The 13,677-nt window shown below is 55.9% G+C and carries 15 protein-coding genes; 1 reads left to right on the plus strand and 14 read right to left on the minus strand.

Annotated elements, in window-relative coordinates; genetic code table 11:
* Positions 1 to 2: 2 nt before the first annotated feature.
* The 11 genes from OEL83_15695 to OEL83_15745 all read right to left on the minus strand — a co-directional run bounded on the left by OEL83_15695 (position 3) and on the right by OEL83_15745 (position 10,139).
* Entirely contained in the window at positions 3 to 1,397 is a 1,395-nt protein-coding gene (locus OEL83_15695) for a cobalamin-dependent protein (protein ID MDK9708485.1), read from the minus strand.
* The gene (locus OEL83_15700) at positions 1,394 to 3,004 is read right to left on the minus strand and encodes an aromatic amino acid ammonia-lyase (GenBank protein ID MDK9708486.1); all 1,611 of its coding nucleotides are present in this window, start codon (positions 3,002 to 3,004) and stop codon (positions 1,394 to 1,396) included. The genes OEL83_15695 and OEL83_15700 overlap by 4 nt, the downstream gene beginning before the upstream one ends.
* Before the next feature lie 198 nt (positions 3,005 to 3,202).
* On the minus strand, positions 3,203 to 3,448 hold the full coding sequence (locus OEL83_15705; GenBank protein ID MDK9708487.1) for a phosphopantetheine-binding protein: 246 nt from the start codon (positions 3,446 to 3,448) through the stop codon (positions 3,203 to 3,205).
* 184 nt (positions 3,449 to 3,632) lie between these two features.
* Complete coding sequence (locus tag OEL83_15710; GenBank protein ID MDK9708488.1) at positions 3,633 to 4,463, minus strand: polyketide synthase dehydratase domain-containing protein; 831 nt, start codon at positions 4,461 to 4,463, stop codon at positions 3,633 to 3,635.
* Entirely contained in the window at positions 4,463 to 4,939 is a 477-nt protein-coding gene (locus OEL83_15715) for an acyl-CoA thioesterase (protein ID MDK9708489.1), read from the minus strand. The genes OEL83_15710 and OEL83_15715 overlap by 1 nt, the downstream gene beginning before the upstream one ends.
* Positions 4,939 to 6,204 carry a beta-ketoacyl-[acyl-carrier-protein] synthase family protein gene (locus OEL83_15720; GenBank protein MDK9708490.1) on the minus strand — a complete coding sequence of 422 codons (1,266 nt, stop codon included), beginning with the start codon at positions 6,202 to 6,204 and terminating at the stop codon, positions 4,939 to 4,941. The genes OEL83_15715 and OEL83_15720 overlap by 1 nt, the downstream gene beginning before the upstream one ends.
* Positions 6,205 to 6,209: 5 nt before the next feature.
* Positions 6,210 to 7,463, minus strand: coding sequence for a beta-ketoacyl-[acyl-carrier-protein] synthase family protein (locus OEL83_15725; GenBank protein ID MDK9708491.1), 1,254 nt, complete (start codon positions 7,461 to 7,463; stop codon positions 6,210 to 6,212).
* A gap of 6 nt (positions 7,464 to 7,469) precedes the next feature.
* A complete protein-coding gene (locus tag OEL83_15730; protein MDK9708492.1) occupies positions 7,470 to 8,468 on the minus strand; it encodes a radical SAM protein in 999 nt (332 codons plus the stop codon).
* A 7-nt stretch (positions 8,469 to 8,475) separates the two neighbouring features.
* Entirely contained in the window at positions 8,476 to 9,531 is a 1,056-nt protein-coding gene (locus OEL83_15735; protein MDK9708493.1) for a radical SAM protein, read from the minus strand.
* Positions 9,532 to 9,798 carry a phosphopantetheine-binding protein gene (locus OEL83_15740; protein MDK9708494.1) on the minus strand — a complete coding sequence of 89 codons (267 nt, stop codon included), beginning with the start codon at positions 9,796 to 9,798 and terminating at the stop codon, positions 9,532 to 9,534.
* Positions 9,795 to 10,139 carry a MaoC/PaaZ C-terminal domain-containing protein gene (locus OEL83_15745; protein MDK9708495.1) on the minus strand — a complete coding sequence of 115 codons (345 nt, stop codon included), beginning with the start codon at positions 10,137 to 10,139 and terminating at the stop codon, positions 9,795 to 9,797. Before OEL83_15745 ends, OEL83_15740 begins: the two co-directional genes overlap by 4 nt.
* A gap of 95 nt (positions 10,140 to 10,234) precedes the next feature.
* Here OEL83_15745 and OEL83_15750 point away from each other — a divergent pair, with 95 nt between their 5' ends.
* Positions 10,235 to 10,399: a hypothetical protein gene (locus OEL83_15750; GenBank protein ID MDK9708496.1), complete on the plus strand. Its 165-nt coding sequence runs from the start codon at positions 10,235 to 10,237 to the stop codon at positions 10,397 to 10,399.
* A gap of 99 nt (positions 10,400 to 10,498) precedes the next feature.
* Here the strand turns inward: OEL83_15750 and OEL83_15755 are convergent, their stop codons facing one another.
* The 3 genes from OEL83_15755 to OEL83_15765 are packed head-to-tail and all read right to left on the minus strand — an operon-like array spanning position 10,499 to position 13,663.
* Positions 10,499 to 11,554, minus strand: a complete 1,056-nt coding sequence (locus OEL83_15755; GenBank protein MDK9708497.1) for a radical SAM protein — start codon at positions 11,552 to 11,554, stop codon at positions 10,499 to 10,501.
* Positions 11,555 to 11,585: 31 nt separating this feature from the next.
* Positions 11,586 to 12,395 carry a 1-acyl-sn-glycerol-3-phosphate acyltransferase gene (locus OEL83_15760; GenBank protein ID MDK9708498.1) on the minus strand — a complete coding sequence of 270 codons (810 nt, stop codon included), beginning with the start codon at positions 12,393 to 12,395 and terminating at the stop codon, positions 11,586 to 11,588.
* 23 nt (positions 12,396 to 12,418) lie between these two features.
* The gene (locus OEL83_15765) at positions 12,419 to 13,663 is read right to left on the minus strand and encodes a 3-oxoacyl-ACP synthase (GenBank protein MDK9708499.1); all 1,245 of its coding nucleotides are present in this window, start codon (positions 13,661 to 13,663) and stop codon (positions 12,419 to 12,421) included.
* Between the last annotated feature and the right edge of the window lie 14 nt (positions 13,664 to 13,677).

Here is a 13,677-nt window from a genome sequence, read left to right on the forward strand (position 1 = left end):
TTCTAAAGACACTTGTCAATGAGCAGATCCCACAACGGGCCGACCTGGCCCATTTGGTGGAGCATGGCAATGAGATGCTCGCGCTCCGATACCGGGAACACCCGATCTTTGCGCCGGCCAAAGGAAAGGCGGAGCTGGTGGTCGATGAATTCTCGTGTAACTAATGGAGAATAATAGAAAAGAGGGGTGATAAGATCGGTATCCGAGAAAACCAGGCCGTCGGCAAGGGCTCGCTGGTGCATCCCGGTTCCGGGAAGAATGCGGATACCGATATAGGTGAAGATGACCGTTTGCCGCAAACGCTCAAGATTGGCGAGTCCTTGCAGCACGGTTTCTTCCGTCTCATCGGGGCCGCCGAACATGACGAAATGAGCGCAGGGGATTGACTCAGCGATGATTTTTTCGTTTACCTTCATCACCTCGTCGAAGGTGAAGCCCTTTCTCAGTCCGGCAAGGGTCGTGTCGGTGGTGGCGTCGGTGCCGAGCTCCATGGCGGCCATGCCGCTTTTCTTGAGTAATCTCAGTGTTTCGGTGGAGATGTCCTGGGGCCGGAAAAAGGCACACCAGGGAGTTTTGTTGCCGGCCTGGGCGAGCCTTTCGGCGATTTCCAGATAGTGATTACCTGGATCGTTGAACACCGCATCTGTGAAAAAGATATACCTGGCGCCAAATTGCCGGGACAGACGCTCAACCTCTTCGACCACCAGCAACGGGTCGCGGTATCGCAGCTTTTTTCCCTCGATGGTCGGATAGGAACAATAGCTGCAGCCGTAGGTGCAGCCGCGCTTGGTCTGGATATTGAGCATGCCGCCATGGCTGACATAATAGGGCGCGACCTCAGGCGAATACCCGGGCCGGCAGTCGGGAAATACCGCCAGGTTCTTGGAAAAGAGCCGTTGCCTGGGACGTTCCCCGGCCATGATTTTTTCAATGAGTTGCGGGAAGGCCTCTTCTCCCTCGCCGATGATGCCGTAATCGGCGCGCAGATGGGCGAGCAGCCGTTCCGGCATGATGGAAAAGCCCGGCCCGCCAAGAACCAGGGGGGCTTGGGAGTGTTGCCGTATACAGGTTACCACCTCGGTGATGTCGGAAAGCAGCTCCAGAGGGGAGGTGCTGTCGACCGTATCGATGTTCCTGATGGAAACTCCGATAACATCGTAGCGGTTTTCACGCAGGCGTTTTTCCAGAGGGCCAAGGCCGCCGGAGGCAAGGATGTCGAGATGTTCGGCCCGGTGCCCTTTATCCCGAAGCGCCCCGATGATATGTGCTATTCCAAGGGGATAGACGGGGTATGGCAAGACCATCCGGTTGGCGGAGACGAGCAGGCAATTGGCGGAGTTTCCCCTGCTGCCGGCGGCTTCTGCTGATATACCGGTGTCCTGGGCACTGCTACTCATCCGTTTATCCCTTCTGTCTGTGAATAATAGATGGAGAGATCGGCAAAAAGGTCGCCGGCAAAGAGGAGGGCCCGGAACTTCACCAGATCATCGTGGAATATCCTGGAATTGTCATATACCTCGAATTCCCTGGCGAGAAGGGCATAGATTCTGCCGGTGGCATGGCCAAGGCCTGCGGCATTTCGAAAACTGAGCGCCTGGAGATCGGCAAGGGTCTCCAGGGTGAGGATATGTTTGGCATTGCCGGCTAGACGAAAGGCCTTGCGGGCGGCGACCGTGCCCATGCTGACCACGTCCTGGTTCGAGGCGTTGCAGGAGATGGAGTTGACACTCATCGGTGCCGCCAGGCCACGGTTTTCGGCGGTACAGGAGGTCGCCAGATACTGGGCACCCATAAAGCCCATGGTCAGCCCGATCTCACCGGGAATAAGGTGCTCCGGCAGGCCCTCGCTGAGATTCTTGTCGAGGAGTTTGTTCAACCTTCTCTCGGAGAGGTTGCAGAGGGTTGCCAGGGCGATGCACAGGGCGTCCATGGCAAAGCTGATGCTCTGGCCATGGAAGTTGCCGCCATGGATGATCTTGTTTTTCTCCGGGATGATAATCGGATTGTCGTTGGAGGAATTGGCCTCGGTCTCGACGGTGGCGGTGGCGGAGTCTATGGCCTCCCGAACCGGGGCGAGGACCTGCGGCGTACAGCGGAGTGAATAGACATCCTGGACATTGATGTTCGTTTCAAAGACCGGGGTGTCGCCGTTGCTCTGGCTTCTGATCCGGTCATGGAGTTCGTCGCGGAGGGTGATGTTGCCGGTCCCCTTGTAGAGCTTTTTAATGGTCTCGGCGACGCGGATCTGGCCTGGGTGCGGTTTTACCAGATGGAGGTCAGCATCGAAGGCGTCATCTATGCCGCCGAATATCTCAACGGCAAAGGCGGCGTTGAGGCAGGCGACATTATACAGCTTCTCAGCGCCGGCAATGGTGAAGGCGGCAATGGCGGTCATCGCCGCAGTGCCGTTCATGAGTGCCAGTCCCTCTTTGTAGCTAAGCGTCAGTGGCTGCAGGCCGGTGCGCTGTAGGGCGTCATCTGCAGTCATCAATTCGCCCCCGAGAAAAACCTTGCCCTTGCCGATGATGGCCAGCGACATATGGGCCAGATGGATAAGGTCGCCGGAGGCGCCGACGCTGCCGCACTCCGGGATGTACGGTGCCATTTCGGCGTTGATCATGTCGCGCATGAGGGTGAGCAGTTCAACGCGGACCCCCGAATACCCCTTGACCAGGGTGTTCAGGCGAACGGCGAGGACGCCTAGGGCAATGCTCGGCCGCAGCGGTTCGCCGAGTCCGGCGGCGTGGCTGATGATGAGGTTCTGCTGCAGGGTTTCGATATCCCGGTCGTTGATAATCTTGTTACACATCGGTCCGTAGGATGTGTTGACGCCGTAGATGATCTTCTGGTCTCTCACCGCTTGTTCGAGGAAGGCCCTGGAGGCCTTGCAGCGTTCTATTGATTCTGGGGCAAGGCTGACCTTTTTGTCACCAGAACCGATGGCCACGATATCTCTGCAGGTAAGGTCCTGTCCGGACAGGGTAATTATAGGTTTTGCGCTCATGATCTCTGCTGCTTTGTAGATGAATTGAAAATTGCCTTCCTGATTTTGCCAGGAATATACCGAAGGAAAGACCGCTCCTCCTGGCTGGGGGAGGCGAAAATAACTTTATTTACCGGGCTGGCAAAAGGCTGACGGGGAGGATGCCCCCCACCTGCATGCCTATCACTTTACGCCATTTATTGCCGGTGCCGGGGCGGATCAGTTGGCTGGCGCCGCACCCGTTCCGACATATTCGGCAAGGCTTGCCAGGGACTGCAAAACGACCCTGCTGGTATTCTCAGAGTTCATTCGCACCCCGTATTTCTGCTGAACGGTCACGGCGATTTCCAGGGCGTCCAGGGAGTCAATGCCAAGGGGCGATTCCGGGCCGATGAGCGGACCGTGACTGTTGATCTTGTCCGGATCAATATCGCGGAGTTTACAGGTGGTGCAAATTAATTCCAACAGTTCTCGTTCTAAAGGTTCCATTAATAATTGATGACAGCGTTGATTGTTTGATCAAATCTCGATGCTCGCCGCCGGGCCGCGCTTCTCGCCGCCGGCGAAGGGCATTATATTCCGGGATTATTTTACGAGTTCTTTTTATGTACAATAAAATCAGGTTGATATGTGTAGTTTCGGGCCTCTCCTAGGGACGATTGCCCTTGTTCGCAACCATTCCCACATCGCGCATCCGCACCCCGGTGATGGTTTCGTAGAGCTGTCCAGTATCGTCAAACAGCACCAGGTTAAAGACCAGTTCATCGCCTGGTGGGGAGGTCATGGTTACCCTCGTCCGGTAACGTGTCCCCGGTTGGGTGGGCCGGTTAATCCGCCGCCGCCGGAAACCGACGGGAAAGGGTATGTAATCGACATGCTGTTGCCCCAGGACACAGGCGGCGTGCAGGGCTCCGTCAAGGGGAAATGGCGAGCCCAGGACTTCCTGCGCCGGGCCGGTAAAGGGCAATTCGGGGGCTCGCAATTCACCCCAGGCCTGATTGTCCAGGATGTATAAAGTACCCTGCAGGGTCCGGTAACTGGGACCAAAGGGCACCATGTCCCGGTACAGCATCTCCACCGGGATTTTCGTTGCCCTGCTTATCTCCGGATTTGGATCGATGTCTTCTTCAGGCTCGTCGTCCGTTGAGTCGTGCGAAAAACATACCTCGCCGTGTTCCTTGAGCCTCGCCATTGCCTTGAACTGCACATGGCTGAGGAGCTTGGCTCGCACCCGGCCATTGTCGCCGGTGCTGCATTCAACCAGGGCGGCAACTTCTCGGGCGGTCTCCGGAATCTCCAGGAATTTGCCGAAGCGCCCATCCTCCATGGCCCTGATGTCGAGGTGCGGATGGGCGGCGAGGCAGTGGCCGGCGAGGAGCAGCATGGTTTCGACGGCCGGGAGGACGGTTTTACCGCCTACCGAGTGATCGTGAAACCAGGGCCTGACCGCAATGCTGATGGGCGTCCGATGGTCATTCACTACCGGGGAAACTCGTGCCAGAGGTTGATGGTCTTTTGGTCGATCTCCACCGGGATGCCCTTGCCGTTTACCGCGCAGTGCTTGGTAAATCCGGTACAGGAAATCTCGCCGCTTTCGGCACGGGTAATGATGTAGTCAAACTGCAGCTTGACCATTTCAATGGTGGTCGGCCGGGTATAAATGTACATCAGGTCGTCGTAATAAAGCGGTGAATAATAGTTGAGACCGGTCTTGATGATCGGATAGACATAGCCGCTTTCTTCAATCATTTTGTAGGGATAAGCCGCTTCCCGCATCAGTTCCGCCCGACCGAACTCAAAATATTTCAAGTAGTTGGCGTGGTAGACAACCTGCGAACGATCGGTGTCGACATAGAGGGTGCGCAGTTGGCAGCGATGCCAGATGATGCCGCTGTTGCTGTCTCTGACATAGCAGGGGTTTTCGAGGACTTCCGGGATAATTGGTTTTGGACGCATTACATTCCTCGAAAAACGATGCAGCAGTTGGTGCCGCCAAAGCCGAATGAATTGGAGAGCACAAATTCGTGCGGGTGTTTGCGGACCGTGTTGGCGACGACGTCGATATCGCTGAAGTCGGGGTCGGGGATATGGTTGACCGTCGGCAGGACCAGGCCCTGGCGCATGGCCTCGATGGCCAGGGCCGCCTCGATGCCTGCTGAGGCGCCAAGGGAATGGCCGACCTGGGATTTGTTGGCCGACACCGGGATCTTTTCAATATTCTTGCCAAAGACGCTCCGCAGACATTTAACCTCGGCGCTGTCGCCGGTGGGGGTCGATGTACCGTGGGCATTGACGCTGCCGATATCGCCCGGGCTGATCTCCGCATCGTCGATGGCGTCGTGCATTGCCCGGATGATGGTGGTGGCGTTTGGCCGGGTGAAGTGGTGGGCGTCGGAGTTCCAGCCGATACCCGCAATCTCGGCCTTGGGGACAAGACCAAGGGAGGCAACTGCGTCGTCGGCGGCGAGTACCAGAATTCCAGCCCCTTCGGCGAGAACGAAACCCTTGCGGTCAAGGCTGAAGGGCCTGGATGCCTGGGTTGGATCCTCGGCCGCTCGGTCCTTCGGGCCAACCTTGAGGGTCGCCAGCATATTAGCGAATCCCTGAATGATTTCCGGGACCAGACAGGTCTCAACACCGCCCGCTAGGACGAAGTCGCAGTCGCCGTCGCGGATCATCCGTGCCCCGATGGCGATGGCGTGGTTGGCGGAGGCGCAGGCCCCCTGGGGCGAGAATATCGGCCCGGTGAAGCCCATGAGCATCCCTGCCTTACCGGCCGGGAGATTGGCACAGACATTGGGAAGGAGATAGGGGCTGACCTTGAGGGGGCCGAGGTTGACGTAGTTGTCCATGGCGATCCGGTACGAGTCGGTGCCGTTCAGGGCAGAGCCGATGAGGCAGCCCATCCTCGGGCCGGTTTCGTCATTTATCTCAAGGCCTGCGTGCAGGAGGGCCTTACGGCAGACCTCCATGGTGAGAAAGACATAGGAGGCGTTCCACAGTGAGGCCTCTTTACGGTCAACATAGGGAAATTGGCTGGGATCCCAGTCGGGAATCTCGCCCACGACATTGCTGCGGCTTGCCGACTGGCAGCGGCTCAGTTTGCGAAACCCGGCCTTGCCGGCTACGGCACCCTGCCAGGTTGTGGCAAAGGTGTTGCCGAGCGCTGACGCCACCTCATAGCCAACAACGTAGACCCTTCTATTTTTTGGTGCCTTCATAGCGCTTATCTAATGGATTTTTTAAACACGGCACAGGCGTTACAACCACCAAAGCCAAAGGAATTTTTGAGAACGTATTGTTGCTGCAGCGGCCTTTTGCCTTCTGAAACACAGTCGATATCGATCTCCGGATCGGCCGTGTAATTAATGGTTGGCGGCAGGATATCCTCAGCCAAACCCTGCAGGGCAAAGATGGTCTCGATAACGCTGGAGGCGCCCATGGCATGGCCGATCAGCGACTTGTTGGCACAGACCGGGGGCAGTTTATTACCAAAGATTTCCCGGAGCGCCAGATATTCGGTGCTGTCGCCAACCTTGGTGGATGCCGCGTGGGCGTTGACGGCGGCAATGTCCTCGGGGCGAATTCCGGCATCGGTCAGGGCATTTGCCATGCACTGGCGGATCGTGTCGAGATAGGGGGCGACGAAGTGATGGGCATCGGAGGTCATGCCCCAGCCGGCCAGTTCAGCGTTGTAGCGCAGGCCGTGGGCCTCGGCAAACTCGCGGGTGGTGAGGATGACGGCGCCTGCGCCTTCAGAGATGACAAAGCCACGGCGATCAATGGAAAACGGCCTGCTGGCGGTCTCCGGCCGGTCATTTTCCCGGCCTTCTTTTGGCGAATAGACGCCATTCATGGTGTAGAAACCGGCGACGATGGGCTCGACCAGGGCAAAATCGACGGCACCACAGATGGCCACATCGGCGCGGTTCTGGGCGAGAAACATGGCACCGACAAGCATCGAGGTCAGACCCGTAGCACAGGCGGTAATGGTCGAGGTGATCGGCCCGCGCGCCCCGGTCTCAATGGCAATCTTCCCGCCGATCATGTTGATACAGGAATTGGGGTTGGTATAGGGCGGGGGCAGTTTGTTTTCCTGTTGCAGCCGCCGGTCGGCGCTCAGTACCGCGTCCAGACCGCCGATTGCCGAACTGTAGGTTACCGCGGTGCGCGGGGCGATGGCCGGAGTGATCTCAAGCCCGCACCCTTTGAGGGCCCTGGCCACTGAGAGCATGGAGTATTTGAAAACCGGGGAGCTCCAGGCAGCCTGATGCCGGGCGGAGAGGAAGGAGTAGTCTTCCTTGTCGATATCGGGAACCTGACCGGCAATGTGCACCGGAAAACCGTCGGGGAGGGGGAAACGGTTGAGGGGGCCGATGCCGCTTTGGCCGGCGAGGGCCCTTTGCCATTGGCTTTGCAGATCACTTCCCAAAGGGGAAATGGCATCATAGCCAACGATCACAGCATCCTTTTTCCCCATGGAAGATTACCAGGGGATAAACCGGTACAGCTTGGCAAACATTTCGTATACCTCGATCCAGTTCTGGAGATCCTTGGTGGTATTGATATGCGCCCGTTTATTGACCATGACCCAGCTCATATGGGCGGCGCCATCCTTGCAGGTGGAGCAGTCTCTTGTTTCCGAGGTGCAGCAGCGGTGCATGGTCTGCAGTTCCGATGACCAGCGGATGAAGCTGATGAGCCTTTTCGGGCGGGGATCGCGCTTGTCGATCGGTTCGGTGACCGACGGGCATTCCATCCAGCCGAAAGACCGGCCGAGCATCTTACCGGTGGTGATGACCTCATGATAATATTTCGAGGAGATTACCGTTTCCGGGTAGAGGTCGAGCATGGCATCCATTTCCTGACGGACCGCCACCAGTTCCTCGGGCTTCCAGGAAAAGCCGTCGACCCCCTCGTCGTTGGACAGCAGCTGCATGTGCACCTTCAGGCCGACATCCTTGATCTTACGGATGATATTCTCGGTTTTTCCGAGTTGTTTGGGGGTAATGGTGTACAGATAGTAGGCGTTCGGGTCACCAGCGTAATTAGCGCTGGAGATCTTGAAGGTGTCCTTACCGCGGAGAATGGTCTCGTCTTCGGCGTCACCCCAGAGGGAGATACCGACCATCAGGTCGGGGAAGCGGTCCCTTGGCACCTTGATCAGACCGTTGGTGGCACAGAAGGTAGGAAGCTTCTTGTAAAAGGCCTCAATCCGGTCGAAGCAAAGCGTCGGCTCGCCACCGATGAGGATGGCCAGATTGACGCCGCGATCCATCTCCTTCTGGACGAAGGCATGCCATTTATCGATGTCGTTTTCCTCGTCGCCGACTTTATGTTCGCCGGAAGAAAAGAAGAAGCAACCCTTGCAGCGCAGGTTGCAGCGGTTGGTTACATCGTAGATGGAGCTGCGGATATTGAGCCTGGAGATATTCTTGTAGCGCTCGTACCAGTGTGCATCAAGGAGAGAACTGACGGTTTTCATGTTTTCGCTAATCGATTGGAGGTGGACTGATAAAGGTGTCGCAGAGATTTGGCCCCTTATCATATCCTCTGACCCAGACGGCAAGGTAGGTATCTACATAGTCGAGCCAGGCGGAAAATGTTACAGGGTCTGTGGCATGCCGGTACATTCTCGCGGTGACGACGGCACTGCCGGCGGCATAATGGCGGCAGTCCGCGCAATCGGTATCGGGCACGCAACAGGCTGCATCACGGTCCCACTGGAGATCCGTACGATACTGGCGGAACGACCTGCCAAGCCCGATGTCCTTGGAGGGGTTCATCCGTGGATAGGAGCAGGAGAAAAGATCATGCAAACCGAGGTTCTCGGTATGGGCAACAATATTATAGGTTGAGAACAGCACCGTCTGCGGGTAATCAAGGAGCAGCTGGTGCATGGTCTCGCGGGTTTTCTTCAGGGATTCGGCGGTGTGACGGAGATGGCCCTGGTAGCCGACCGGCGAGGAAAACATGTTGAAGGTGATCCGCTGATCATTGTCGGCCAGCAGTCTGGTGACTTCGTGGGCCTCGGCGATGTTTTCCGGGGTGAAGGTATAGACGAAGACCGCCCGGGGATCATTCTTGTAGTTGGCCATCTGCCGGGCCAACATATTCGGGGCCTTGCGGATGGCCTCGCTGGTTGTGTCGTTGCCCCAGGCGGAGATGTGGATGCGGTAATCGATTTCCCGGGGGATCGGTTTCAAGCCGTTGGTGGCTATTGCCCCAAGGGGAATCACCTTATAGCAGATTTCACAGAGACGGGGTACCAGCGACGGCTCGGCGCCGGCGAGGACGGCAAAAGTAATGCCGCGTTCCTTTTCTCCCTGCATGAGCTGCAGCCAGGCATTTTCGTCATTGCTTTCAGGGGCAAACTGCTTTTCGCCGGTGAAATAATAACAACCCTCGCAACGGATATTGCAGCGGTTGCTCATGTCGTAGGTGGATTCGCGCAGGAAAAAATAGCGGCGAACCTTTTCCCAGCGTTCTCTGATGCCCGGCTCTGCGAGAATATCGGAGAATTTGTATTCCTGAGCTTGAACGGACATTTATTCCTGACTGTTCTGTTTGTTGATGATGTAGTCGGCAATGATACGAACAGTGGTCAGCTTGGGGTAATCATCCTCATCGATCCGTATCCCGTACTCATCGCGCAGCACCAGGGCAACCGTCGCCAGGTCCATGGAGTCGACTCCGACCTCGTCGATCAAGTCAAGATCGGGATTGAAAGTCTCGGGACTGATATCCTCAAGTTTAAGCTCATTGATGATGATTTCAGCGATGCGGATTATGGTTTTGTTGGTATCATTACTCATGAATGTGTACTTTTTTTGTTGTGGGTGAAAAACATTTTGCCGGAACAGACATCCTCGTTCCCGCTGGTAATCTTAAACATGCAATGGTTCTCGGAGCTGTTGCGTGTAACCTCAATATGGAGCTGCTCTCCCGGCCTGACCAGCTTTCTGAACTTGACCCGGCTGAGTCCGGTGATCGACAGGCAACCCTGGTGCGGCTCGCTGATAAGGTCGGCAACCATTCCTAGCTGGGCTACTCCCGGCAATATTGGATTGTTGGGGAAATGCCCGGAAAACCATGGGGAATCCTGCCCCGCTATAACCGACGCGGTGGTTGTTGTGATTGCGTCCGGCTTCTCCATTTAATCAACAAGTGAATACAATATAGTACCGTGTGAAATCAAATAAAAAATGCTAATCCGCCACCCCGGCGATAAAGCTCTGTTTGAGCAGCTTGATGGCAGAAACAAAACACGTGCCCTTGCAGGATACGGACCTTTTGCCCATGCCGGTACTTTTGCTAAACACGTTTTCCGGCAATGGTGAAAAGGCGCAAATTTATACCACTTGGGCTGGAAATTTACAACAGGCAAGCGGATACGGAGGATGCTTTTGGTTATGAAAATACCAGGTGCTAATGTAAGGCATTGACATTAATATCTAAATTATGTCAAGGCAAGCAGTGAAATTTTAACATCTTCCGGGTATTTTACAAGGATAATCAGCCGCCAGTACTCTGCTGGTTGGCGTCGAGCAGCGCATTTCGCCAGCATGTCGGATCAGATGCCAGGTAATCGCCGGTAAGCTGGAAGGCGGCGCCGCGACAGCCGTAACATTCCGCGGCTTTATCACAGCTGCTGCAATGGCCCTTTATCGTTGTCCGGTAATTTTTCAGATTGTTGATAACTTCACTGTTTTTCAGGATATGGGCGAGGGTGTTGTTGCGCAGGGAATCTAAAGGAATGGTCACCCCGACACAGGGCATGACCTCGCCAGTGGCCGTCACCAGACAGGAGACCTGATGGCGCATGCATCTGTTGCCGACCAGCGGCGGTTGGGGCTCCCAGGAGCGGCCAAATTTTTCCTTGTCGATGTCGGCCAGCTGTTCAAAGAGATCTTTCAATTGTCCTGGGCGGACACCTAGCCAGGTGTTGGTCAGGGCCTTTGCCTGGGGTGTTATAACCTCAAAGAATGGTTCAATATTTTCTTCACGGAGCCATTGCCACAGTGCCGGCAGTTCGGCGATGTTTTGCTGGCAGATGACGGTGCTGATGGCAAGAAACAGGTCGCTAGAGGGATATCCTGCACCCCGCAAGGCAGTGAGGGCCCTGTTGATGATCTGCAAGGCCCCTTTCTTTCCCGCCAGGTGATCCTGGATGCCTTCATCCCGGGAATTCATCTTTAAGGCAATCCGCACCTTTTCCTCGGCAAGAACTGCTGCAAGGCCTGCGTCGATCCCCGAGCCGTTGGTGAACATCTCGATGCTCAGACCTTCACTGCCGATGAAGCGGAGCATCTCGACAAGATGCGGGTAGATTGACGGTTCGCCGCCAAGGATGATTATTTTCCTGGCCCCCAGCCCCTTGGCCTGGAGGATGATATCCTTGATTTCTTCCCTGGACAACTCGTTGGCTGCTTCGGCCTGCCCCTCGACATAGCAATAGGAACAACGAAAATTGCAGGCCCGGCTGAATTCTATTTCCATCGAGAGGAGCCTGTCGGCAGCGACCGCTGCCCGGATTTCCTGTTCGGTAAATTCGAGGTTGTATATCTGCACAGCTGTTAATCTCCGTGAGCCTGAAAACTGTTCAAATCGTTACGTTTTCGTTGGCGGTATATATTTGCTGGACCTGCTGCAAAAGTTCCGTAGTGGTGGGGGGATTGTTATGATAATCCGGAACGATATGCTCGATAATGTTGACGCTGATGGTGGTTTTTTGCCGGGTATTGAAGAAAAATTTCCCCGGGGTAAAGAGGCGATTGGTATTGTGCAGCTGCAAAACGTAGAGAGGGGCCTTGCACATCCTGGTAATCTGGAATGCCCCCTTGTTCAGTTTGCCGATTTTGCCATCCCTGCTTCTGGTGCCTTCCGGGAAGATGAAGAGATTGCCTCCTTTCTTCAGATAACTCTCCATCGTTTCCATGTGTTGCACCACCAGCCCGGAATAGCGGCCTTCGCTGGTTGCTGGAAGGTACCCCGATTTTCGGATCATCCAGCCAAAGATCGGGGTCGTGAAGAACCGCGCCTTGACTATCGTTTTCTGTTGTTGGAAAAGGGCGATAAGGAGCAGTGGATCGAGATAGGACAGGTGGTTGCAGACAATGACTGATGACCGGATGGTTCCGATCCGCTCATCGATTATGATCTTCTGCCGGGGCGAGGTTGCCTCGACGATCCAGAAAAAGATTTGGAAAAATTGGTGATTCAAGCGTTGAAAATGTCTCTCCGGATTTCTTGTAAAAAGTGCGCAGGCCACATAGGGAAAGGAAAAGAAGAAGAGAAAACCGAAGATAAACCATGTCCAGCAGATCAGGGTGACAAGGCAATCAATGAGGGCATCTGCCGCTGATTTCTTGGGATTGTCGCTGGGAGCCTGGGTTGGTGCGGGGCAAGACATTTTTTTGGAAAATCCCTCCGGCTTTAGTCAACTTGGCTGGCGGTTTTGATAAGCAGACAGGTATTTACACCGCCGAAGGCAAAATTCTGGATGGCGGAAATTTTCGCCCTGGTCTCTGTCAGTTGGCGGGTGTGACGGAGCATGGCGCAGCGTTCATCAACATTTTCCAGGTTGAGGGTCGGGGCGATAAAGCCCTGATCCATCATATACAGGGCCAAGATCGACTCGATGACTCCGCAGGTCCCCATGGTATGGCCCATATAGCTCTTCAGGCCGGTGACCAGCGGTTTGTCGCCGTACACAGCGCTGATGGCCTGGGCCTCGATGACATCGCCCATCTTGGTAGCCGTGGCGTGGGCGCTGATAAAATCGACGTCGCCGGCCGAGATTCCGGCATCCTGCAGGGCGAGGCGCAAGGTGGCGGTGATTCCATCAAGATTGGGGAGGATGAGGTCGCCGCCGTTGTTGTTGCAGGCAAAGCCGATGATCTCGCCGAGGATGACCGCGCCGCGTTTTTTCGCGGATTCGTACTCTTCAAGCAGCACCGCGCCACCGCCCTCGCCGACGACCAAGCCGTCGCGACTCGCATCAAAGGGGCGGGGAGTGCGGTTCGGACTTTCGTTGTAATTGACTGAACAGGCAAGCAGGTTGTCAAAAACCGCCACCGTGGTGGTGTCGTATTCGTCGGCACCGCCGCAGAGCATGGCGTCCTGCATGCCGTATTTGACCATCTCGTAGCCAAAACCCATGGCCTGGCTGCTGGTGGTGCAGGCGGTTGAGGAGGCGATGACCCGGCCGGTGATCCCGAACATCCTGGTGATATTCACCGCCGTGGTATGCACCATGGAGCGGAGATAATCAACGGCGCCGATGGAAGAAAACTTGGTTTCCATCTCGTTGAAGAAGGTCTTGTAGATCTCTCTCTGGACGGTGGGGCTGCCGTGGGTCGAACCGAAGGCCACTCCCAGGCGGCCGGAGGTGATAAAGTCCTCGCTGAGGCCGGATTCCTCAAGCACATCCTTGGCGACCTGGCAGGCATAATAGGCAACCGGGCCCATGGTCTTGCGGAAATGCCTTTTAAATCCGTAGTCTATCGGGTAATTCACTGTGCCGAACACCCGCGAATGCACACGCTGTGTCAACAGGCCATCATCGCGCAGGGGGATAACCCCGGATTTTCCTTTGGTAAGGCTTTCGACAATATCCTTCTTGCCGTATCCAATGGGGGTGATAGCCGAACAGGCGGTGATGACAACGCGTCGTTTCATGGGAATGGATGGTG

It is taken from the genome of Desulforhopalus sp., assembly GCA_030247675.1.
GTDB lineage: Bacteria > Desulfobacterota > Desulfobulbia > Desulfobulbales > Desulfocapsaceae > Desulforhopalus_A.

Coding starts and splice junctions, on each gene's coding strand:
- OEL83_15695 (MDK9708485.1), bottom strand. CDS start 1,397: ATGAGTAGCAGTGCCCAGGACACCGGTATATCAGCAGAAGCCGCCGGC.
- OEL83_15700 (MDK9708486.1), bottom strand. CDS start 3,004: ATGAGCGCAAAACCTATAATTACCCTGTCCGGACAGGACCTTACCTGC.
- OEL83_15715 (MDK9708489.1), bottom strand. CDS start 4,939: ATGCGTCCAAAACCAATTATCCCGGAAGTCCTCGAAAACCCCTGCTAT.
- OEL83_15720 (MDK9708490.1), bottom strand. CDS start 6,204: ATGAAGGCACCAAAAAATAGAAGGGTCTACGTTGTTGGCTATGAGGTG.
- OEL83_15725 (MDK9708491.1), bottom strand. CDS start 7,463: ATGGGGAAAAAGGATGCTGTGATCGTTGGCTATGATGCCATTTCCCCT.
- OEL83_15730 (MDK9708492.1), bottom strand. CDS start 8,468: ATGAAAACCGTCAGTTCTCTCCTTGATGCACACTGGTACGAGCGCTAC.
- OEL83_15735 (MDK9708493.1), bottom strand. CDS start 9,531: ATGTCCGTTCAAGCTCAGGAATACAAATTCTCCGATATTCTCGCAGAG.
- OEL83_15740 (MDK9708494.1), bottom strand. CDS start 9,798: ATGAGTAATGATACCAACAAAACCATAATCCGCATCGCTGAAATCATC.
- OEL83_15745 (MDK9708495.1), bottom strand. CDS start 10,139: ATGGAGAAGCCGGACGCAATCACAACAACCACCGCGTCGGTTATAGCG.
- OEL83_15750 (MDK9708496.1), top strand. CDS start 10,235: ATGGCAGAAACAAAACACGTGCCCTTGCAGGATACGGACCTTTTGCCC.
- OEL83_15760 (MDK9708498.1), bottom strand. CDS start 12,395: ATGTCTTGCCCCGCACCAACCCAGGCTCCCAGCGACAATCCCAAGAAA.
- OEL83_15765 (MDK9708499.1), bottom strand. CDS start 13,663: ATGAAACGACGCGTTGTCATCACCGCCTGTTCGGCTATCACCCCCATT.